Origin of the sequence: Alteromonas sp. 5E99-2 (genome assembly GCF_017368475.1) — a bacterium.
Classification (GTDB): domain Bacteria; phylum Pseudomonadota; class Gammaproteobacteria; order Enterobacterales; family Alteromonadaceae; genus Alteromonas_F.
The window spans coordinates 75835-94399 of record NZ_JAFNJE010000014.1; the positions used below are offsets into that span (position 1 = coordinate 75835).

Annotated in this window: 14 protein-coding genes; 6 read left to right on the top strand and 8 right to left on the bottom strand. The window is 38.7% G+C overall.

Going from position 1 to position 18565, the window contains the following annotated elements; all coding sequences use genetic code 11:
* Window positions 1–3: 3 nt before the first annotated feature.
* A complete protein-coding gene (gene rpmH, locus J3L16_RS13975) occupies window positions 4–138 on the bottom strand; it encodes a 50S ribosomal protein L34 (RefSeq protein ID WP_207613612.1) in 135 nt (44 codons plus the stop codon).
* Between the two features lie 530 nt (window positions 139–668).
* Between rpmH and dnaA the strand changes: the two genes are divergently transcribed.
* From dnaA to gyrB, 4 genes are read left to right on the top strand one after another with little or no spacing between them, the layout of a single operon-like run.
* The gene (gene dnaA / locus J3L16_RS13980; protein ID WP_207613613.1) at window positions 669–2132 is read left to right on the top strand and encodes a chromosomal replication initiator protein DnaA; all 1464 of its coding nucleotides are present in this window, start codon (window positions 669–671) and stop codon (window positions 2130–2132) included.
* Window positions 2133–2163: 31 nt separating this feature from the next.
* Window positions 2164–3267 carry a DNA polymerase III subunit beta gene (gene dnaN, locus J3L16_RS13985; RefSeq protein ID WP_207613614.1) on the top strand — a complete coding sequence of 368 codons (1104 nt, stop codon included), beginning with the start codon at window positions 2164–2166 and terminating at the stop codon, window positions 3265–3267.
* Between the two features lie 18 nt (window positions 3268–3285).
* Window positions 3286–4383 carry a DNA replication/repair protein RecF gene (recF, locus tag J3L16_RS13990; RefSeq protein ID WP_207613615.1) on the top strand — a complete coding sequence of 366 codons (1098 nt, stop codon included), beginning with the start codon at window positions 3286–3288 and terminating at the stop codon, window positions 4381–4383.
* A gap of 3 nt (window positions 4384–4386) precedes the next feature.
* Complete coding sequence (gene gyrB / locus J3L16_RS13995; protein ID WP_207613616.1) at window positions 4387–6807, top strand: DNA topoisomerase (ATP-hydrolyzing) subunit B; 2421 nt, start codon at window positions 4387–4389, stop codon at window positions 6805–6807.
* 288 nt (window positions 6808–7095) lie between these two features.
* On the opposite strand, the gene J3L16_RS14000 is transcribed toward gyrB, so the two are convergent.
* From J3L16_RS14000 to J3L16_RS14025, 6 genes are all read right to left on the bottom strand, one after another.
* Window positions 7096–7563, bottom strand: coding sequence for a hypothetical protein (locus tag J3L16_RS14000; protein ID WP_207613617.1), 468 nt, complete (start codon window positions 7561–7563; stop codon window positions 7096–7098).
* A complete protein-coding gene (gene glyS / locus J3L16_RS14005; RefSeq protein ID WP_207613618.1) occupies window positions 7560–9617 on the bottom strand; it encodes a glycine--tRNA ligase subunit beta in 2058 nt (685 codons plus the stop codon). The genes J3L16_RS14000 and glyS overlap by 4 nt, the downstream gene beginning before the upstream one ends.
* Window positions 9617–10522, bottom strand: a complete 906-nt coding sequence (glyQ, locus tag J3L16_RS14010) for a glycine--tRNA ligase subunit alpha (protein WP_207613619.1) — start codon at window positions 10520–10522, stop codon at window positions 9617–9619. The genes glyS and glyQ overlap by 1 nt, the downstream gene beginning before the upstream one ends.
* Window positions 10523–10586: 64 nt before the next feature.
* Window positions 10587–11039 (bottom strand): DUF2489 domain-containing protein, encoded by a 453-nt coding sequence (locus tag J3L16_RS14015; RefSeq protein ID WP_207613620.1) that lies wholly within the window; start codon window positions 11037–11039, stop codon window positions 10587–10589.
* Between the two features lie 3 nt (window positions 11040–11042).
* Complete coding sequence (gene yihI / locus J3L16_RS14020; RefSeq protein ID WP_207613621.1) at window positions 11043–11531, bottom strand: Der GTPase-activating protein YihI; 489 nt, start codon at window positions 11529–11531, stop codon at window positions 11043–11045.
* 376 nt (window positions 11532–11907) lie between these two features.
* On the bottom strand, window positions 11908–12555 hold the full coding sequence (locus J3L16_RS14025) for a cytochrome c (RefSeq protein ID WP_207613622.1): 648 nt from the start codon (window positions 12553–12555) through the stop codon (window positions 11908–11910).
* A 176-nt stretch (window positions 12556–12731) separates the two neighbouring features.
* Here J3L16_RS14025 and yihA point away from each other — a divergent pair, with 176 nt between their 5' ends.
* A complete protein-coding gene (yihA, locus tag J3L16_RS14030; protein ID WP_207613623.1) occupies window positions 12732–13340 on the top strand; it encodes a ribosome biogenesis GTP-binding protein YihA/YsxC in 609 nt (202 codons plus the stop codon).
* 576 nt (window positions 13341–13916) lie between these two features.
* On the opposite strand, the gene polA is transcribed toward yihA, so the two are convergent.
* Window positions 13917–16685, bottom strand: coding sequence for a DNA polymerase I (gene polA / locus J3L16_RS14035; protein ID WP_207613624.1), 2769 nt, complete (start codon window positions 16683–16685; stop codon window positions 13917–13919).
* Window positions 16686–17107: 422 nt separating this feature from the next.
* Between polA and J3L16_RS14040 the strand changes: the two genes are divergently transcribed.
* Complete coding sequence (locus tag J3L16_RS14040) at window positions 17108–18559, top strand: TrkH family potassium uptake protein (RefSeq protein WP_207613625.1); 1452 nt, start codon at window positions 17108–17110, stop codon at window positions 18557–18559.
* Window positions 18560–18565: the final 6 nt, after the last annotated feature.

Below are 18565 nucleotides of genomic sequence, written 5' to 3' on the forward strand. Positions count from 1 at the left end.
CAATTATGCTGACAGAGTAGCACGTCCTTTAGCACGGCGAGCTGCAAGTATTTTACGACCATTTTTGGTGGCCATACGAGCGCGAAAACCGTGAGAACGTTTACGTTTTAAATTACTTGGCTGAAATGTTCTTTTCATTTCCAATATCTCACAATTAAAGGTTTGTCACCATTAAACGGTTAAGTTAATTAGGTGGTAAAAAATGGACGCTGAATACTATAGAAATTAGGTTTGGGTGTCAATAGATTATTATTAATACGATTAGTCGCGAGTGATGATTGTTAGTAATACTATGTTTAATAGTAGTTTATCCACATTTTTTATTTAATTAACATCAAAAATTTATAAATCAACTTATTTTTTGAAGTTTTTAACTACAATTTGAGTGATTTTAAAATAGTCTTTGTTTTTAAATTATTGTTTATTTATCAGTTGATTAGGGCGTATTTTGGTGTTTATTGGAATATGCGGTTTACTTAATGTTTAATTACCTTCATAATTTCCACAGATAATTTTATTTTAAACGCTATTTTACGTTTTTTCCTTTTTTTTTATGGAAATTTAGGTTTCATCGAGAGATTTTATTTTTAGCTGATTTTTCCTTAGCCTAATTTTCGCACATCAGCGTTTTCAAAGCTTTTTACTAAGTAATTTTGGAGTACACGGATATGTCCCTTTGGCAGTCGTGCTTAGATTTATTAAAACAAGAACTGCCCAATCAACAATATAATATGTGGATAAGACCTCTCAAGTCTGAAGAGTCTTCAAATGAATTGGTTTTGTTAGCGCCTAATCGGTTTGTATTGGACTGGGTGAGAGATAAATACAGAGATTTGATCAGTGAAACGATTTCTAGGGTTTGTCATGAGGACAATGATGTCCCTCTTGTAAAGTTTGATATTATTCAGCGTAGGGCACCGGTTGTTTCTCAAGTCTCTAGTGCAGTAGCTAATAATTATTCAGCTCCTACTTCACAGGTGAAAGTGCCTGAACAGTCCATGCAGACGCCTAATAGGGCAAAACCTCAACCTGATACTGCGGTTAAAAAAGCTAACTTACAAAACAGGGTTCCTCAAGGAGCTGTAATTCCTCTGCCAGAAGGCATTGCGCATAAAAGTAACATCAACACTAGCTATACTTTCGATAATTTTGTCGAAGGTAAATCAAATCAGCTAGCTAGAGCAGCTGCTACTCAAGTTTCTGATAATCCCGGTGGTTCATATAATCCCTTATTTTTATACGGCGGGACTGGTTTAGGTAAAACCCATTTGTTGCACGCAGTTGGCAACGGCATTATTGCTAATAAACCGGATGCGCGTATTGTTTATATGCACAGTGAGCGTTTTGTCCAGGATATGGTTAAGGCTTTACAGAATAATGCGATTGAAGACTTTAAGCGTTTTTATCGTTCAGTAGATGCCTTGTTTATTGATGATATTCAATTTTTTGCGAAAAAAGATCGCTCTCAAGAGGAGTTCTTTCATACCTTTAATGCGCTTTTAGAAGGTAACCAGCAAATCATATTAACCTCTGATAGATACCCTAAAGAGATTGATGGTGTTGAAGATAGGCTTAAGTCTCGTTTCGGTTGGGGGTTAACTATAGCTATTGAACCGCCTGAGTTAGAAACTCGTGTAGCTATACTTATGCGTAAAGCTATGGATAGCAGAGTTCATCTTCCGAATGAAGTAGCGTTTTTTATAGCAAAGCGTTTGAGATCAAATGTGCGTGAACTTGAAGGGGCGCTCAATCGAGTTATCGCAAATGCGAATTTTACTGGCCAGCCTATTACCATCGATTTTGTTCGCGAAGCACTACGGGATTTACTTGCGTTACAAGAGAAGTTAGTTACTGTTGGTAATATACAAAAAACAGTGGCAGATTATTATCAAATAAAAGTAGCAGATATTATGTCTAAAAGACGAACACGAAGTGTTGCTCGTCCTAGACAAATGGCTATGGCACTTTCCAAAGAGTTAACAAACCATAGTTTACCAGAACTAGGTAATCAATTTGGTGGAAGGGATCATACGACTGTTCTTCACGCTTGCCGAAAAATAGAGCAGCTAAGGGAAGAAAGTCATGATATAAAAGAAGATTATAAAAACCTAATACGCACCTTATCTTCTTAGTTAAGTCTTTTATGAGAGAGTACTTGAGAAAATGAAATTTACAATTAGTCGTGAAGCTTTTGTACAGCCACTTCAGTTGGTTTCTGGCGCCGTAGAAAGACGCCATACTTTACCTATATTATCTAACGTGTTGTTAAAAGTTAGTGAAGGTTCACTATGGTTTACAGGTACAGATTTAGAAGTTGAGCTTATTTCTAGTGCTAAATTAGAAGAAGAGCATGTCGATGGAGAGATAACTGTTCCTGCGAAAAAGTTGTTGGATATTTGTCGTGGATTATCTGATGGAAGCCAAATTTCTTTTTCAGTAGACGGTTCTAAGGCAGTTTTAAAGGCGGGAAGAGGGCGTTATGTTCTTTCCACCTTGTCTGCTGATGACTATCCAAATTTAGAAGACTGGGAAGGCGAAACTGAGTTTGAAATTTCGTGTGATGATTTTAAACGTTTGATAGACAGTACTCACTTTTCTATGGCTCAGCAGGATGTGCGTTATTATCTTAATGGCATGTCTCTTGAAACAGAACAGGGCCTTATTCGTACTGTTGCTACTGATGGTCATAGGCTTGCTTTGTGTCGCAAGAGTTACGACGCAAATCAGTTGCCTGAACGTCAGGTTATCGTACCTCGCAAAGGTGTTATGGAAATTTCTCGCCTTATCGAAACTAGCGATAAGTTGGTAAAAATTCAGATGGGTGCTAATCATCTTAGGGTTTTTTCAGCTGACTTTATTTTTACTAGCAAATTAGTAGATGGTCGCTTCCCCGATTATCGTCGTGTACTTCCAAAAGAAGGCGATAAAGTTATTGTGGCGAGTAAGGATATTTTGAAAGAAGCATTTTCTCGTGCAGCTATATTATCTAACGAAAAGTTCAGAGGTGTTCGATTAAATCTTTCTTCAGGTGAATTGAAAATAACAGCTAATAACCCGGAGCAAGAGGAAGCGGAAGAAATTGTTGATATCGATTATGAGGGCGGAGATCTTGAGATTGGATTTAATGTCGCTTATTTAATTGATGTACTTAATTCTCTTAAATCTAACACTGTTAAAATCAGCCTTTCTGATGCTAATGCCAGTGCATTAATTGAAGATGCTGAAGATGACGCTGCGTTATACGTTATTATGCCAATGCGCCTTTAGGGGTGCATTGCGCTTTTTATGATTATAGAACGTATCGATACCACTAATTTTAGAAACTCCCCCAAAAATTCTTTAGAACTATCTGCTAATTTAAATATTTTCCTTGGTAAGAATGGCAGTGGAAAGTCCTCAGTAATTGAATCTGTTTATCTGCTTGGCTTTGGGCGTTCGTTTAGAACTAACAAGTTGAGCAGTTGTATCCAACATGATACTGATTCCTTTTCGTTGTTCGCAATTGCCAAACCAACAGCTGCCTCTAGTTCTTTTGAATATTTTAAGGTAGGTCTGTCTCGGAGTCGTACCAAAGAGTTTCTATGCCAAATAGATGGTGAGAGAGGTAAGCGCCTAACTGAGTTGGTTAGCCTTTTTCCTGTTCAGCTCTTCACCCCTCAGAGCACTGACTTGATATTGGGGTCACCAAAAGATAGACGTAGATTTCTTGATTGGGGAGTGTTTCACGTGGAACATTCTTATAGTCAATTGATTAGAAATTTTAAAACAGTATTAAAGCAAAGAAATGCGTTGTTGAAAAATCGAAACTTAGATTTGAAGCAAGTGTCTATTTGGGACCAGAAGTTCTGCGATTTATCATCAGACTTATCTGTAATGCGCAAAAACTATATCGAAGAATTTAAACCCATTTTTTCTGAAATACAGGCTAAATTTTTATCAGAGTTTCAAGTTGAACTAGAGTATAATAAAGGGTGGAAAGAAAACGAATCTCTTGTAGATGCGATGCAAGCAAGATTTTCGAGTGATCGGCATATGGGGATTACGTCTGTTGGGCCCCATAAAGCAGATATCAAATTTAAGATTGCGGGGAGAGATGCATCGGAAGTTCTATCTCGTGGTCAATTACGAATGATTGTTGCTGGGTTGTTATTAGCACAAACAAAAGCGTTTAATGCTAAAACGGGCAGTACGAGTATATTTTTGCTAGACGATTTAGGCGCTGAATTAGATGAAAGCAGACGCGAGTTATTTTTAGATGAACTCGTGAAAACTAATGCTCAGGTGTTGGTAACGGCTATTGATAAAGAGCAGCTTAAATTTACAAACAAATATGACAATAAGAAAATGTTTCACGTGGAACATGGTAGCGTGAAAGAGGAGTAAAACATGGCAGAAGAGAATAACTACGATTCTTCAAGTATTAAAGTTTTAAAAGGACTCGATGCAGTAAGGAAGCGTCCTGGAATGTACATTGGTGATACCGATGATGGTTCAGGATTACATCACATGGTATTTGAAGTGGTAGATAACTCAATAGACGAAGCACTTGCCGGTTATTGCTCAGATATATTCGTTACCATTCATAGTGATAATTCTGTGTCGGTTTCTGATAATGGGCGAGGAATCCCTACCGCTGTTCATAGCGAAGAAGGTGTGTCTGCTGCGGAAGTAATCATGACAGTACTTCACGCTGGGGGTAAGTTTGATGATAACTCTTATAAAGTTTCTGGTGGTTTACACGGTGTAGGTGTATCAGTTGTAAACGCGCTATCGTCTAAGCTTAAGTTACGCATTGAACGTGAAGGTAAAGTCCATGAGCAGGAATATCAGCACGGTGTACCACAAGAGCCTCTAGCCGTAACCGGTGAAACTGAAACTACAGGTACTGGTGTAAGGTTTTGGCCAAGTGAAGAAACATTCACTAATATTGAGTTCCATTACGACATTTTAGCTAAGCGATTAAGAGAGCTTTCATTCCTTAATTCTGGCATTTCAATTAACTTGAAAGATGAAAGAGACGGGCGTAACGACCACTTCAAATATGATGGTGGTATTCAAGCTTTCGTAGAATATCTAAATAAAAACAAAACGCCGGTTCATCAGAAAATATTTCATTTTACAAGTACTAGAGAAGATGGAATTTCTGTTGAAGTTGCAATGCAATGGAACGACAGTTTTAACGAAAATATCTTTACCTTTACCAACAATATTCCTCAAAGGGACGGTGGTACTCACCTAGCTGGATTCAGATCAGCGCTTACCAGAACCTTAAATTCTTATATGGAAAAGGAAGGTTTAAATAAAAAAGCGAAGACAAATGCGAGTGGAGATGATGCAAGGGAAGGTTTAACTGCAGTTGTATCTGTTAAAGTTCCAGATCCAAAATTCTCATCACAAACGAAAGATAAGCTAGTTTCCTCTGAAGTTAAAGCTGCAGTAGAAACGACTATGGGCGAAAAATTAAATGAATTTTTATTAGAAAGCCCTGGTGATGCAAAAACAATTGCTGGCAAAATAATTGACGCGGCAAGAGCACGTGAAGCAGCTCGTAAAGCTCGTGAAATGACAAGAAGAAAAGGAGCATTAGATTTAGCAGGCTTACCTGGTAAATTGGCTGATTGCCAAGAGAAAGACCCAGCACACAGTGAACTCTACATAGTGGAGGGTGATTCTGCAGGAGGTTCAGCGAAACAAGGACGTAATAGAAAAAACCAAGCTATCTTGCCCTTGAAAGGTAAAATTCTAAACGTAGAAAAAGCCCGTTTCGATAAAATGTTGTCTTCTCAAGAAGTCGCAACGTTAATTACCGCTTTAGGTTGTGGTATTGGTAGAGACGAATATAACCCTGAAAAACTGCGTTACCATAGCATTATAATCATGACTGATGCTGATGTTGATGGGTCTCACATTCGTACTTTATTACTTACTTTCTTCTACAGACAAATGCCTGAAATTCTAGAGCGTGGTTACATTTATATCGCACAACCACCTCTATATAAAATTAAAAAGGGCAAACAAGAGCAATATCTAAAAGATGATGATGCATTGAATATGCACCTAACAACAATTGCTGTTGATAACGCATCTTTATACACAAGCGAAGACGCACCAGCTATATCTGGAGTGGCATTGGAGTCGCTTGTAAATCAATATCAAGCTGTTGAGAAAATGATATCGCGTATGCACAGACATATGCCAAAGTCTTTACTTACATCATTGATTTATGAAGCGAAATTGGACGAAGCTAGTTTAACTGATGAAGTAGTTTTAACGTCGTTCGGTGAGTCTTTAGTTAAGAAACTAGCAGATGTAGAAACAGAAGGCGCAACTTATAGCTTTGAAGTGATTAAAGAGGCTGAAAAAGAAACCTTGTCTGTAAAAGTGACTATGCGTATGCACGGCATTGACTATCATTATACTATTGACCAAACCTTTGTTTGTTCAAATGAATACGTCAAGATTAAAGAGCTTGGCAACACCATTGCTGGAATGATGGACGAAACTGCTTATATCAAACGTGGTGAAAGAACCTTACCAATTGAAAGCTTTGAAGAGGCGCTTAAATGGTTAATGGCTGAAGCTAAACGTGGTCAATATATACAGCGCTATAAAGGTCTAGGTGAAATGAACCCTGAGCAACTTTGGGAAACGACTATGGATCCTGAAAGCAGACGTATGCTTCAAGTAACTATTGAAGATGCGATAGCTTGTGACCAATTGTTTACAACGCTTATGGGTGACCAAGTTGAACCGAGAAGGGCGTTCATCGAAGAGAATGCGCTCAACGTAGAAAACTTAGATATATAGTATTTAATATTTCAATTTAGAGTTTGTTAAAAGGGCTTATCTGAAAGGATAAGCCCTTTTTTATTGATAAAGACCGGATAAATTGAATTGCCGCAGTCATCTAAAAATAGTGTTTTTGATTAATGAAAAAACACAGAGTAATACATGAAATATGGATGCCTCAACAGAACTCTTTGTAAAAAAACAACGATGAAAAACGCTTAATACTATAATCACAAATCTAAGAATAAGGTTTAAATAGATAGGTAAAGAAGAAAGGAACAGTGGAAGAAAAAAAAGTTTAAGAAATTAAAGTCGATTAATAGAAAGAGTATAACTACCGCTTTGTTTCGCTAAACGGAATTCATAATTACCGTTTTTGTGAGGGGTAAACTGAAAGTTTTGGCTTTGAATATTGCAGAATAATTTTACAGCGATTTTCTCGACCATAACGACCTTCTTATCTAGCCCTCCACAAGTTTGAAGTGGAGACCAATTGGGATCGGATATCTTAAAATCTTCAGTACGCCCATCTGCTTCTAAATAAACTCTTGCTGACCAGGAGTTAGTGCCGTTACTTACAAAGCGAAAAGACTCTTGTACTCCCCACCAATTAAATGTTCCCCTTAAATAAAGCGCCTGCTCATCGAGAGACGCTTTATAAGGGTCAGGAATAACATAACCACTAGGTTGCGTAGTACAACCGGCTAAAATGAATGTCAGCGCAATTAATACACTAGTGCTAATTCGTTTAATTGAGCGCTGACAGTTTTTCATTTGGCTAAAACGGAAATGTCAGCAGTACGTAAAAACAAGCTACGCAGTTGGTTTAACAAAGCAAGCCTATTGCGTTTAATCTCTTCGTTTTCTGCCATTACCATAACGTTGTCGAAAAACGCATCAATGGGGGAACGTAAAGACGCAAGATTTGACAACGCAGTGCTATGATCTTGAATGTCTAGTCCACTCAGTTCAGTTATTTTTCGATACAAATTAGACTCATATTCAGACTCAAATAATTCAGCATCAACGGCTATATCATCTGAAGCAACCTTTTGTTTAGCTAAAATATTCGCTACGCGCTTATTTGCAGCAGATAATGCTTCAGCTTCAGGAAGTTGTTTAAATGCTTCTACGGCTGCGACACGAGCTACAAAATCATCTGGTTTAGTAGGGCGGCGAATCGATACCGCTTGAATGACATCTGAACCGTATCCTTTCTCTTGAAGTAGCGAAGAAAAACGACTAAGAACGAAATCAATCACTTCGTCCCCGTTATCGACCAATACTCCTTCCGGATACTGAAGTGCTGCAGTGCTGATAAGTTGTTGTAAATCCAAGTCTAAACCAGACTCAGATATAATACGCAAAATACCTATGGCTGCGCGACGAAGTGCAAATGGGTCTTTGTCACCTTTAGGTTTTTGCTCTATACCAAAAATACCGACAAGGGTATCTAGTTTATCAGCTAGAGATACACACATACCTGTCGTTGATTGTGGCAATACATCGCCAGAAAACTTAGGTAAATATTGTTCTTCAATGGCCAGTGATACTTCTTCAGGTTCGTTGTCATGGGCTGCATAATAACGACCCATTACACCTTGCACCTCGGTGAATTCCATTACCATTTCGGTCATCAAGTCAGATTTACTGAGTAAACCTGCACGAGCTGCTAGCGAAGAATCACTTCCTATTAGCGAGGCAATACGTTCAGCGGTGTTTGATATACGAGTGACTTTGTCTTTAAGTGTGCCCAATTTCTTTTGAAAAACAACTGTGCCTAAGTCTTCAACTCTTGAATATAAAGAACGCTTTTTATCGGTTTCAAAGAAAAACTCTGCGTCGGCAAGTCTAGGGCGGATAACTTTTTCATTACCTTCTACAACAAGCTCTGGTTTTTTACTGTCTATATTGGAAACAAACAAAAAATGATGACTCAGTGACCCGTCGCTATTTAGCAGGGGTACGTACTTTTGATCATCTTTCATTGTGTAAATAAGCGCTTCTTTAGGAACACTTAAAAAGCGTTCTTCAAATTTAGCTTGCAGTACTTTTGGCCATTCTACTAAAGACGCAATTTCTTCTAGTAGCGAAACTGAGTAATCAGCTTTAAGGTTCATTGAGTCAGCCATTAAATCTAATGTAGATTTAATGGTATCCACTCTACGAGAAAACGAACCAACTACATAGTGGTTGATAAGTGTGTTTTCGTATTCTTTCGCATGAGTTAATGTAAAGGTTTTATTCCCATGAAAACGATGCCCTCGGAGCAAGTTGTTTGACGAAATACCTAATACTTCCGCCTTTAATATGTCGCTTCCATATAGAATAGTTAACGTATGGATAGGGCGAATAAATTGATAGTCATTGTTACCCCAGCGCATAGGCTTAGGAATGGGCAATTTCTTCAACGCTTGAGTCACCATTTCACCAATGGCCGATGAGATATGTTGACCTTTAACCGTCGCTTTATGTAATAACCACTCGCCTTTATCGGTTACTAATCGTTGCGCGTCGGCAATATCAATACCGTTGCCTTTTGCCCAACCTAATGCAGCTTTTGTGGGATTGCCTTCTGAATCGAATGCAGCGCTAACGGCAGGGCCGCGCTTTTCAACTTCTACGTCAGGTTGTTCGCTTGAAACACTTGAAACTAATATCGCAAGCCTACGGGGGCTAGCAAACCATTCAAAAGACTCAGGCGCATAGTTGGCTTCAATTAACGCATTGTGAATGTTGTTGGCGAATTGTTCGCCCAAGGATTTTAAAATTTTTGGTGGTAATTCTTCAGTACCAATTTCAATTAATAAAGCATCGTTGTGAGACATTATTTATCCTTACTACACAATGGAAAGCCAAGCGCCTCTCGCGCTTCAAAGTAACTTTGCGCACACGCCTTAGCTAGTGTGCGAACACGCAAAATGAACCGTTGGCGTTCGGTTACAGAAATTGCATGACGTGCGTCAAGCAAATTAAATGCATGAGATGCCTTCATTACTTGTTCGTATGCTGGCAGTGGCAAGCTCTTTTCAATTAATAACTGACTGGCTTTTTCACATTCATCAAATTGAGTGAATAAGGTTTTCACATCAGCATATTCAAAGTTGTAAGTAGATTGCTCTACTTCGTTTTGATGGAAAACATCACCGTAAGTAACTACGCCTTGTGGAGTATGAGCCCAGACTAAATCATAGATACTATCAACGCCTTGAATGTACATGGCCAATCGTTCAAGACCATAGGTGATTTCACCTGTAACAGGCTTACATTCGATACCGCCTACTTGTTGGAAGTAAGTAAACTGGGTGACTTCCATTCCGTTCAACCAGACTTCCCAACCAAGTCCCCAGGCACCAAGAGTAGGGGACTCCCAGTTGTCTTCGACGAAACGAATATCGTTTTCTTCGGGATCAAAACCAAGCATGCGAAGAGAATCAAGGTAACGCTCTTGTATGTCATCAGGAGAAGGTTTTAACATGACCTGAAATTGGTAATAATGTTGTAAGCGATTGGGGTTTTCGCCATACCTACCATCTGTTGGTCTGCGACATGGCTGAACATAAGCACTGTTCATTGGCTCCGGGCCCAGTGAACGTAAAAATGTCATTGGATGGAATGTTCCCGCGCCCACTTCCATATCAAGTGGTTGAATAATGACACAACCTTGTTGTGCCCAAAAATCTTGTAACGCAAGGATCAAGCCTTGAAACGTTTTAGTATCAAATTTTTGCATGGACCTGCTGCCCGATTCGCTCAAAAGGCGGTTATTATAGCGGCTCGTGGCTTCAGAGTGTAGTTTAACCGTTAATCTCTGTGCAAAATTGTATAATTGATTCTAATTCGTTTAAAACTAGGGTTTCATGCTGAGACTCTATTTCCTGTCTTTGTCTATCTTCTAGCATTCTAGAACGCTTGTCTAATGCACGTCTGGCCTCTAATGTGGCAAAACCGCTAATAGCACTGAATAAGGTAAATATTGCAGGAAACTTGCTTGAATAGTCAGGTGAAGGGTTTAAGGGCAGTGCTTGCAACAAGTTACAAATCCGAATTGCACCTTCAGATAATTCGCATTGTTGTTGAAGCATGGCTTTAGAAATAGTAACAATACTTTCTAATAGATTATCTATGCGATCATCAAGGGCTTGTTGCCGCTGTTGATTTTGCTTTGACAATAATAATAAAAGTCGTCCAGCGTAAAAAGCTAACCCAGCGACGATGAGACAACCAATGATAAGTAATACTAGCAACATGTATTATTTGCTCTCGTCGTCAAAATCACTCATGGAAATAGCATCGAGTTTATCTAACGGATCGATATCAACATTGTCTTCGTCCTCAGACACATCAATACCTAGCATTTCGCACAAAATAGCGTGACGGCTTAGCTTGCTTTCTATGTAGTCTTTTTGATCTACCCGAAGACGTTGCCCTTTTTCTTGTTTATCCAATAAAGCGATAAGTCGTGAATCTGCTTCAATAGCGGCCAGTTCATCACTTGGTTTGGCATACACTACTTTTTTAACGTGGGTGACTTGTAGAGGAATTAACTTTTTGCTTCCGTGTCTGGGGTCAGTATTCTTACTACCGCCACTAGATCTAGTCGTGCTTTGTGCAACAGCTTGTCTATTGCCGGCAGGACGACCCTTACTTGGCTTCTTTACGTTTTTTTCTTTGCGCGTAAAGTCCGATGATTTTGAAACACCAATACTACCAACTTTCCTGGACTTCTTTTTTCTAGGCATGTTTAACTCTTAACCGTACATTATCGTTTAATTATACATTAGCTTGGCGACAGAAGCTTATTGAAAATAAGTTGATTGGTAGTGGAAGTAGGCTTAATTAAAAATAAAAAAAGGTGATGACAACCGTCATCACCTCATGTTCCGCGTCGTTAGACACTTCTCCCGATATACACATCATTGTGTTAGTGCTTCCATAGCATAGCCCCACTTTTGTTTTTATTTACAGAGCATTATTGTTTTAGGTCATCCTGACACTTTATATTTAGTCCCGTATTTATTAAGTGAAATTAACTAATTTCATCTAATTGATGAAATAGCATACACCAAAAAAAGTTGAAGACAAGGGGAGATACAAATTTTTAACATTTCAAGCTGGCTAATCTAAACTTGAAATATAGTTTGCCAATACCTCTATGTCTTCATCTGTAAGTTTTGCAGCTATACTTTGCATCATTCCATTCTTGTCATTAAGCCGGGTTCCTGACCTGAATGCTTTTAACTGAGATAGGGTATATTGCGCATGCTGGCCAGATATGTCGGGAAACCCAGAGAGGTTTGAACCATTTCCTTTAGGACCATGGCAAGAAACACAAGCAGGAATTTTTCTGTTTATATCCCCAGAATTAAAAAGAGTTTGTGCTTTTAAGTTTGTTGGTGTTTTTTGCTTTGATTCTGTAGGTGTTTGACTACTAAAATAAGAAGCAACATTTTGTACATCTTCATCTGTTAAAAACGATGCCATTCCGCCCATTATGGGACTGCTACGGCCCTCTTTTTCACCAGTTTGGATTGCAAGTTTATATTCGTTTAATTGTTTCACAAGATAAGTCTTGTGCTGCCCTGCGAGCTTAGGATTTGATGGTATTTGGCTATTTCCATCAACTGAATGACAGGCAGCACAAACTACTGATTTTGCTTTACCTGCAGCAATTTCATTTTCAGTAGATTGATTTTGAGCGCTTACAGAATGATGAACGCCAAACGTAAACAATGTTGTTAATACTAAAAAAGAAGAGGCTTTCATAACTTTCTCTACTGCAAATAAATTTATCGGAAAAACGCGAACGAATTCATACTTTTTTGCAATTTAATACCTTACATTTCCACTCCATAATACGAGAAGAGCTTTTATAGCGGTAAATTCATTGAATTGCGTTTACAATAGACAAAAATAACGCAATTGAGCAATTAAACAAGACAATGAGCTACTTTAGTAAAGCTAATTTTTCCATGAGCGCGCCAAATATCCAACATTTAGAGGGAGATTCTGGGTATGAGGTAGCTTTTGTTGGTCGATCAAATGCAGGTAAATCAAGTGCTTTGAACAAACTAGTCAGGCAAAAGCAGTTGGCGAGAACCAGTAAAACACCAGGTAGAACACAAATGATTAATGTTTTTACGCTGGACGAAGAGCGCAGGCTTATTGATTTACCTGGATACGGCTTTGCCAAAGTGCCGATAGAAATGAAGCTTAAATGGCAAAAAGCATTAGGGGAATATTTGAATGTACGAAAATGTCTTAAAGGTGTTGTTGTACTGATGGATATTCGTCATCCGTTAAAAGATTTAGACCAAGAATTAATTTATTGGGCAGTAAATGCCAATATTCCTGTTTTAGCATTGCTGACGAAAGCTGATAAATTGAAATCAGGGAAGAGAAAGGCACAGTTATTAATGGCTAGAGAAGCCTCGCTGGCGTTTTGTGGTGATGTTAGAGTTCACACCTTCTCTTCGCTATCAGGTATCGGTTTGCCTGATTTAGAAAATACGTTGAACGAATGGTTGAATATACCTTCTAAAAAGGCATAAAAAACCCGGCTCAATGGCCGGGTAAACACACTTAGAGAAAACACACATATAACATTAATAGAGACCTTACAAAGGCACTATTTGTTCCTGCAGAAATGAAAATTTATTTAATTTTTATTTAAGACATTCTTTTTAAAAGACATAAAAAACCCGGCTCAATGGCCGGGTAAACACACTTAGAGAAAACACACATATAACATTAATAGAGACCTTACAAAGGCATTATTTGTTCCCGCAGAAATGAAAATTTATTTAATTTTTATTTAAGACATTCTTTTTAAAAGACAAAAAAAACCCAGCTCAATGGCTGGGTAAACACACTTAGAGAAAACACATATATAACGTTAATAGAGACCTTGCAAAGGCGTGATTTGTTCCCACAGAAGTGAAAATTTATTTAATTTTTATTTAAGAGGCTCTTTTTAAAAGGCAAAAAAAACCCAGCGCAATGGCTGGGCAAAATACACTTAGAGAAACACATATTTAACACTAATAGAGACCCTTCGAAGGTCTATTTTGTTCCCAAATAAATTAAAAAATTTAATAAGGTGTTGAATTTATGTAATTCATTTGTTTTTAATGTGCTTCTTCCCAGTTTAATCCTGTGCCCACTTCGACTTCTAATGGTACAGAGAGTTGAGATGCATTTTCCATGATTGTTTTAATCTTAGCGACGACTTTATCTACATCACATTCTTTGATTTCAAAAACTAATTCATCATGGACTTGCATAGTCATTTTCACGTCTGGCGCTTCTTTAACGCGCCATTTTTCAACTTCTATCATTGCTCTCTTAATGATATCAGCTGCAGTACCTTGCATTGGCGCATTGATAGCGGCACGCTCAGCACCTTTACGTCGAGCTCCATTACTTGCTTTTATATCGGGTAAATATAATCGTCTACCAAATACCGTTTCGACATAGCCTTGTTCCTTTACAAGAGCTCTCGTACTCTCCATGTAATCTAAAACGCCGGGGTAGCGTTCAAAATAAACATCCATATAAGCTTGGGCATCAGCTCTTGAAATATTGAGTTGCTTTGACAACCCAAATGCAGACATGCCGTAAATCAAACCAAAGTTAATGGCCTTAGCACTGCGCCTTTGGTTGTCAGTAACATTTTCTGGGGTAGTCCCGAATACTTCTGCTGCGGTTGCCCTATGTACGTCTAATCCCTTGTTAAACGCATTCAAAAGCCCTTTATCTTTAGACAAATGAGCCATTATTCTAAGTTCAATTTGAGAGTAATCGGCAGCGACGAACACATATCCGGATTCTGGTATAAACGCTTGGCGAACTCGTTTTCCTTCTTCTGTGCGAATAGGAATGTTTTGTAAATTAGGATCGGAAGAAGATAATCGCCCTGTAGCTGTAACGGCTTGATGGTAAGAGGTATGTACACGACCTGTTCTGTGATTAATCATCTTGGGTAATTTGTCTGTGTATGTCGACTTCAGTTTTGTGAGACTGCGGTATTCCATTAATTTTCTGGGAATTTCATAGTCTAGTGCTAGCTCTTGTAATACTTCTTCAGAGGTGGATGGTGCACCTTTTGGGGTTTTTTTAATGATTGGAAGAGACAGCTTTTCAAATAAAATGTGTTGTAATTGCTTTGTAGAGCTTAAGTTAAAGACTTCTCCGGCGGTTTCGTGAACATCAGTTTCTAACTCTTTTATACGTACGGCTAAATCTTGGCTCTGTTGCGCAAGCAGTTGACTATCGATTTTTACGCCACACTGTTCCATTTTAGATAGGACATCACTTAAAGGTACTTCTATTTGAGTTAGGACATCACTAAGTTCGCTTTCTTTTTCCAATTTATTGTTAAGCACTTGATGCAATCTAAAGGTAATGTCGGCGTCTTCAGCTGCGTACGGTGCAGCAATGTCGATATCAATAAGGTCGAAAGTTAATTGCTTTGCGCCTTTTCCAGCAATTTCTTCATAGCTGATGGTTTTATGATCTAGGTAAGCAAGGGCTAGGGCATCCATGTTGTGGCGGCTTGCTGTACTATTGTAAACGTAGCTTTCTAACATGGTGTCAAATTGAACGCCCTTTAAGGTTATACCTTCATTAGCAAGTACGTTTTTATCGTATTTTATGTGCTGGCCTACTTTTTTGATTTCTTCGCTTTCTAAAAGAGGCTTTAATTGTTCGAGTACCCAAGTTTTATCTAATTGAGGTTGAGCTCCTTCCTGTTTGTGACCTACAGGAACATAGCAGGCTTCACCTTCTGTGACGCAAAATGAAAAGCCCACAATTTCTGCTTCCATGTAGTTTAGGCTTGTTGTTTCAGTATCTACTGCAACAAGCGGCGCTGTTTTAATTTTTTCTATCCAGCGGAATAAGTCTGATTCTGTGAAAACAGTTTCATAGTTTTCTCTAGAAATTGCTGATTCTACCTCTGCACTTTCGTTTTCAATTGTCTCGTCATTGGACGTTAGGGCGCTTTTGGGTGATGATTCACTATGTGCGTCCGTTAACCAGCGTTTAAATTCATACTCTGTGTAGAGTTCAATCAGCTTATCTGTATTTTCCGGGGTAGCGAGAAGGCTGTCAGGAGTATGTTCTAGTTCTACATGAGTATCTATTGTAGCAAGAGTGTAAGATAAACGAGCTTGTTCTTCGTATTCTGCCATTTTTTTCGCGATAGTTTTTGAACCACGAAATCCCAAATCCGCTAATTTATCTAAATTATTATAAATGTCATTTATGCCGCCAACACCGTTTAGCATTGCTTGCGCACTCTTGTCACCGACTCCCGGAACACCTGGGATGTTGTCTACTTTGTCTCCCTTAAGGGCGAGGAAATCAATGATATGTTCCGCATGGACGCCAAATTTCTCAAACACACCATCGATATCGGTAACTTGGTTATTCATAGTGTTGATTAGGGTAACGTGCTCATTGACTAGCTGCGCCATATCTTTATCGCCAGTACTGATGAGGCAAGCTCTACCTTGCTCAGATGCTTGACGTGCTAGTGTACCAATAACGTCATCGGCTTCTACATTTGGAACCACAAGAAGAGGAAGCCCCATGGCTTTTACTATTTCGTGTAACGGCGCTATTTGCTCTCTTAGCTCTTCGGGCATTGGAGGACGGTTGGCTTTATATTCGGAATAGAGATCGTTGCGGAAGGTTTTTCCTTTAGCATCAAATATGACCGCAATATGTGAAGGGTCATATTCCTTTATTAAGCTTTTTAGCATATTGACTACGCCATAAATTGCCCCTGTATCTTTACCTTTTGAGTTGGTTAGAGGAGGTAATCCGTGGAATGCTCTAAATAAATAAGAAGAACCATCTACTAAGATGAAGGGGGACGTATTGTCTTGTGGCATTATTGTAGTACTTAATCGGTTATATGACTGTCAGGATGCCACAAGATACCTATAATTCAAATGAAAGAAAGAGGCTGCCCTGTGGATAAGTCTGTGTGAAAAACAGGGAAAAATATAAAAAAATAAATAACTTCTAAAATTAAATTAAAAATTATATTAAAATCAATGCGTTATGATGTTTTTGAGGTGAGTTGTCTTAAACTTTACTTTTTTATGAATGTGAATAAAACGACTGTAAAGATCTTAAGTAACATTTTAATTGAATAAAGATTAGCATAAATTTTTTAGCGCGTGATACTTTTGTTAATAATAAAAAAGCACAATTTTAGAAAAAAAGTGTTTATTTTTTTATAAGCAAAAAAAGGTTGTTCTCTGAAACGCCATCTGACCTAATAACAGCATAAGAGTAAAAATAGAAAGTTATGCAATATAGAGCAATAATTCGTATTTTAGGGCTACTGGTTGCACTGTTTAGTGTAACAATGATTCCCCCTGCAATTGTGTCGTTAATTTATCAAGATGGCGGCGGCTTACCGTTTGTAATGGCGTTTGTACTTTGTTTATTCACAGGGCTCGCTTTCTGGTACCCCAACCGAGATATGAAATCTGATTTGAGAGCGAAAGAAGGGTTTCTTATCGTTGTACTTTTTTGGACAGTGCTGGCGAGCTTTGGGGCGATCCCGTTTATGCTGCTCGATCAACCTGAAATGAGTATAACTGACGCAATCTTTGAATCGTTTTCCGGTTTAACGACAACCGGTGCCACTGTTATTGAAGGTATCGACTTTTTGCCTCATGCAGTACAGTTCTATCGTCAGCAGCTTCAATGGCTCGGTGGTATGGGAATTATTGTGTTGGCTGTGGCGATATTACCTATCTTGGGGGTAGGGGGCATGCAATTGTATCGAGCAGAAACGCCAGGGCCTGTGAAAGACTCTAAGATGACACCTCGTATTGCCGATACAGCAAAACACCTTTGGTATATTTATTTATCGCTCACCATTGCATGTTCGTTTGCGTATTGGCTAGCTGGAATGACATTCTTCGATGCCATTTGCCATGCTTTTTCTACAATTGCGATTGGTGGCTTCTCTACTCACGATGCGAGTTTGGGATACTTTGACTCGCCAGTGGTGAATATAGTTTGTGTTGTGTTTCTTTGGATCGCAGCATTGAATTTTGCATTGCATTATTCTGCGGTAAATAATAAGACCTTGAAGGGCTATAAATATGATCCCGAATTTAAGGCTTTCTTTTTTCTTCAAGTAGTTTTGATCTTAGTTTGTTTTTTTACCTTGGTGTTAAGTGGTTACTACACTTCCGCAGAGCAAGGCTTAGATCAAGCAATGGTACAAGCAGTTTCAATTAGTACTACCGCTGGTTTTGCTACTACAGATTTTGCGTCATGGCCTTTATTTCTGCCTATTCTCCTTATCTTTTCAAGCTTTATTGGCGGTTGTGCAGGGTCGACCGGGGGCGGACTGAAGGTTATTCGAATAGTTCTACTTTATTTACAAGGAAAAAGAGAAGTAGACAGACTTGTACACCCGAAAGCGGTTTATGCTGTAAAGTTAGGTGATAGGGCTGTTCCAAGTCGTGTTGTTGAGGCAATATGGGGGTTCTTTTCCGCTTATGCGATTGTATTTGTAATTATTATGATTGGTCTAATTGCTACGGGACTGGATAACATTACCTCATTTACAGCCACCGCGGCGATGTTGAATAATTTAGGGCCTGGGTTGGGAGAGGTTGCATCCACCTATTCGTCTGTTTCAGATTCCGCTAAGTGGTTACTTGTACTTGCCATGTTATTTGGCCGTTTGGAAGTGTTCTCTCTATTAGTGCTCTTTTCGCCCACATTTTGGCGGGATTAGTACTAA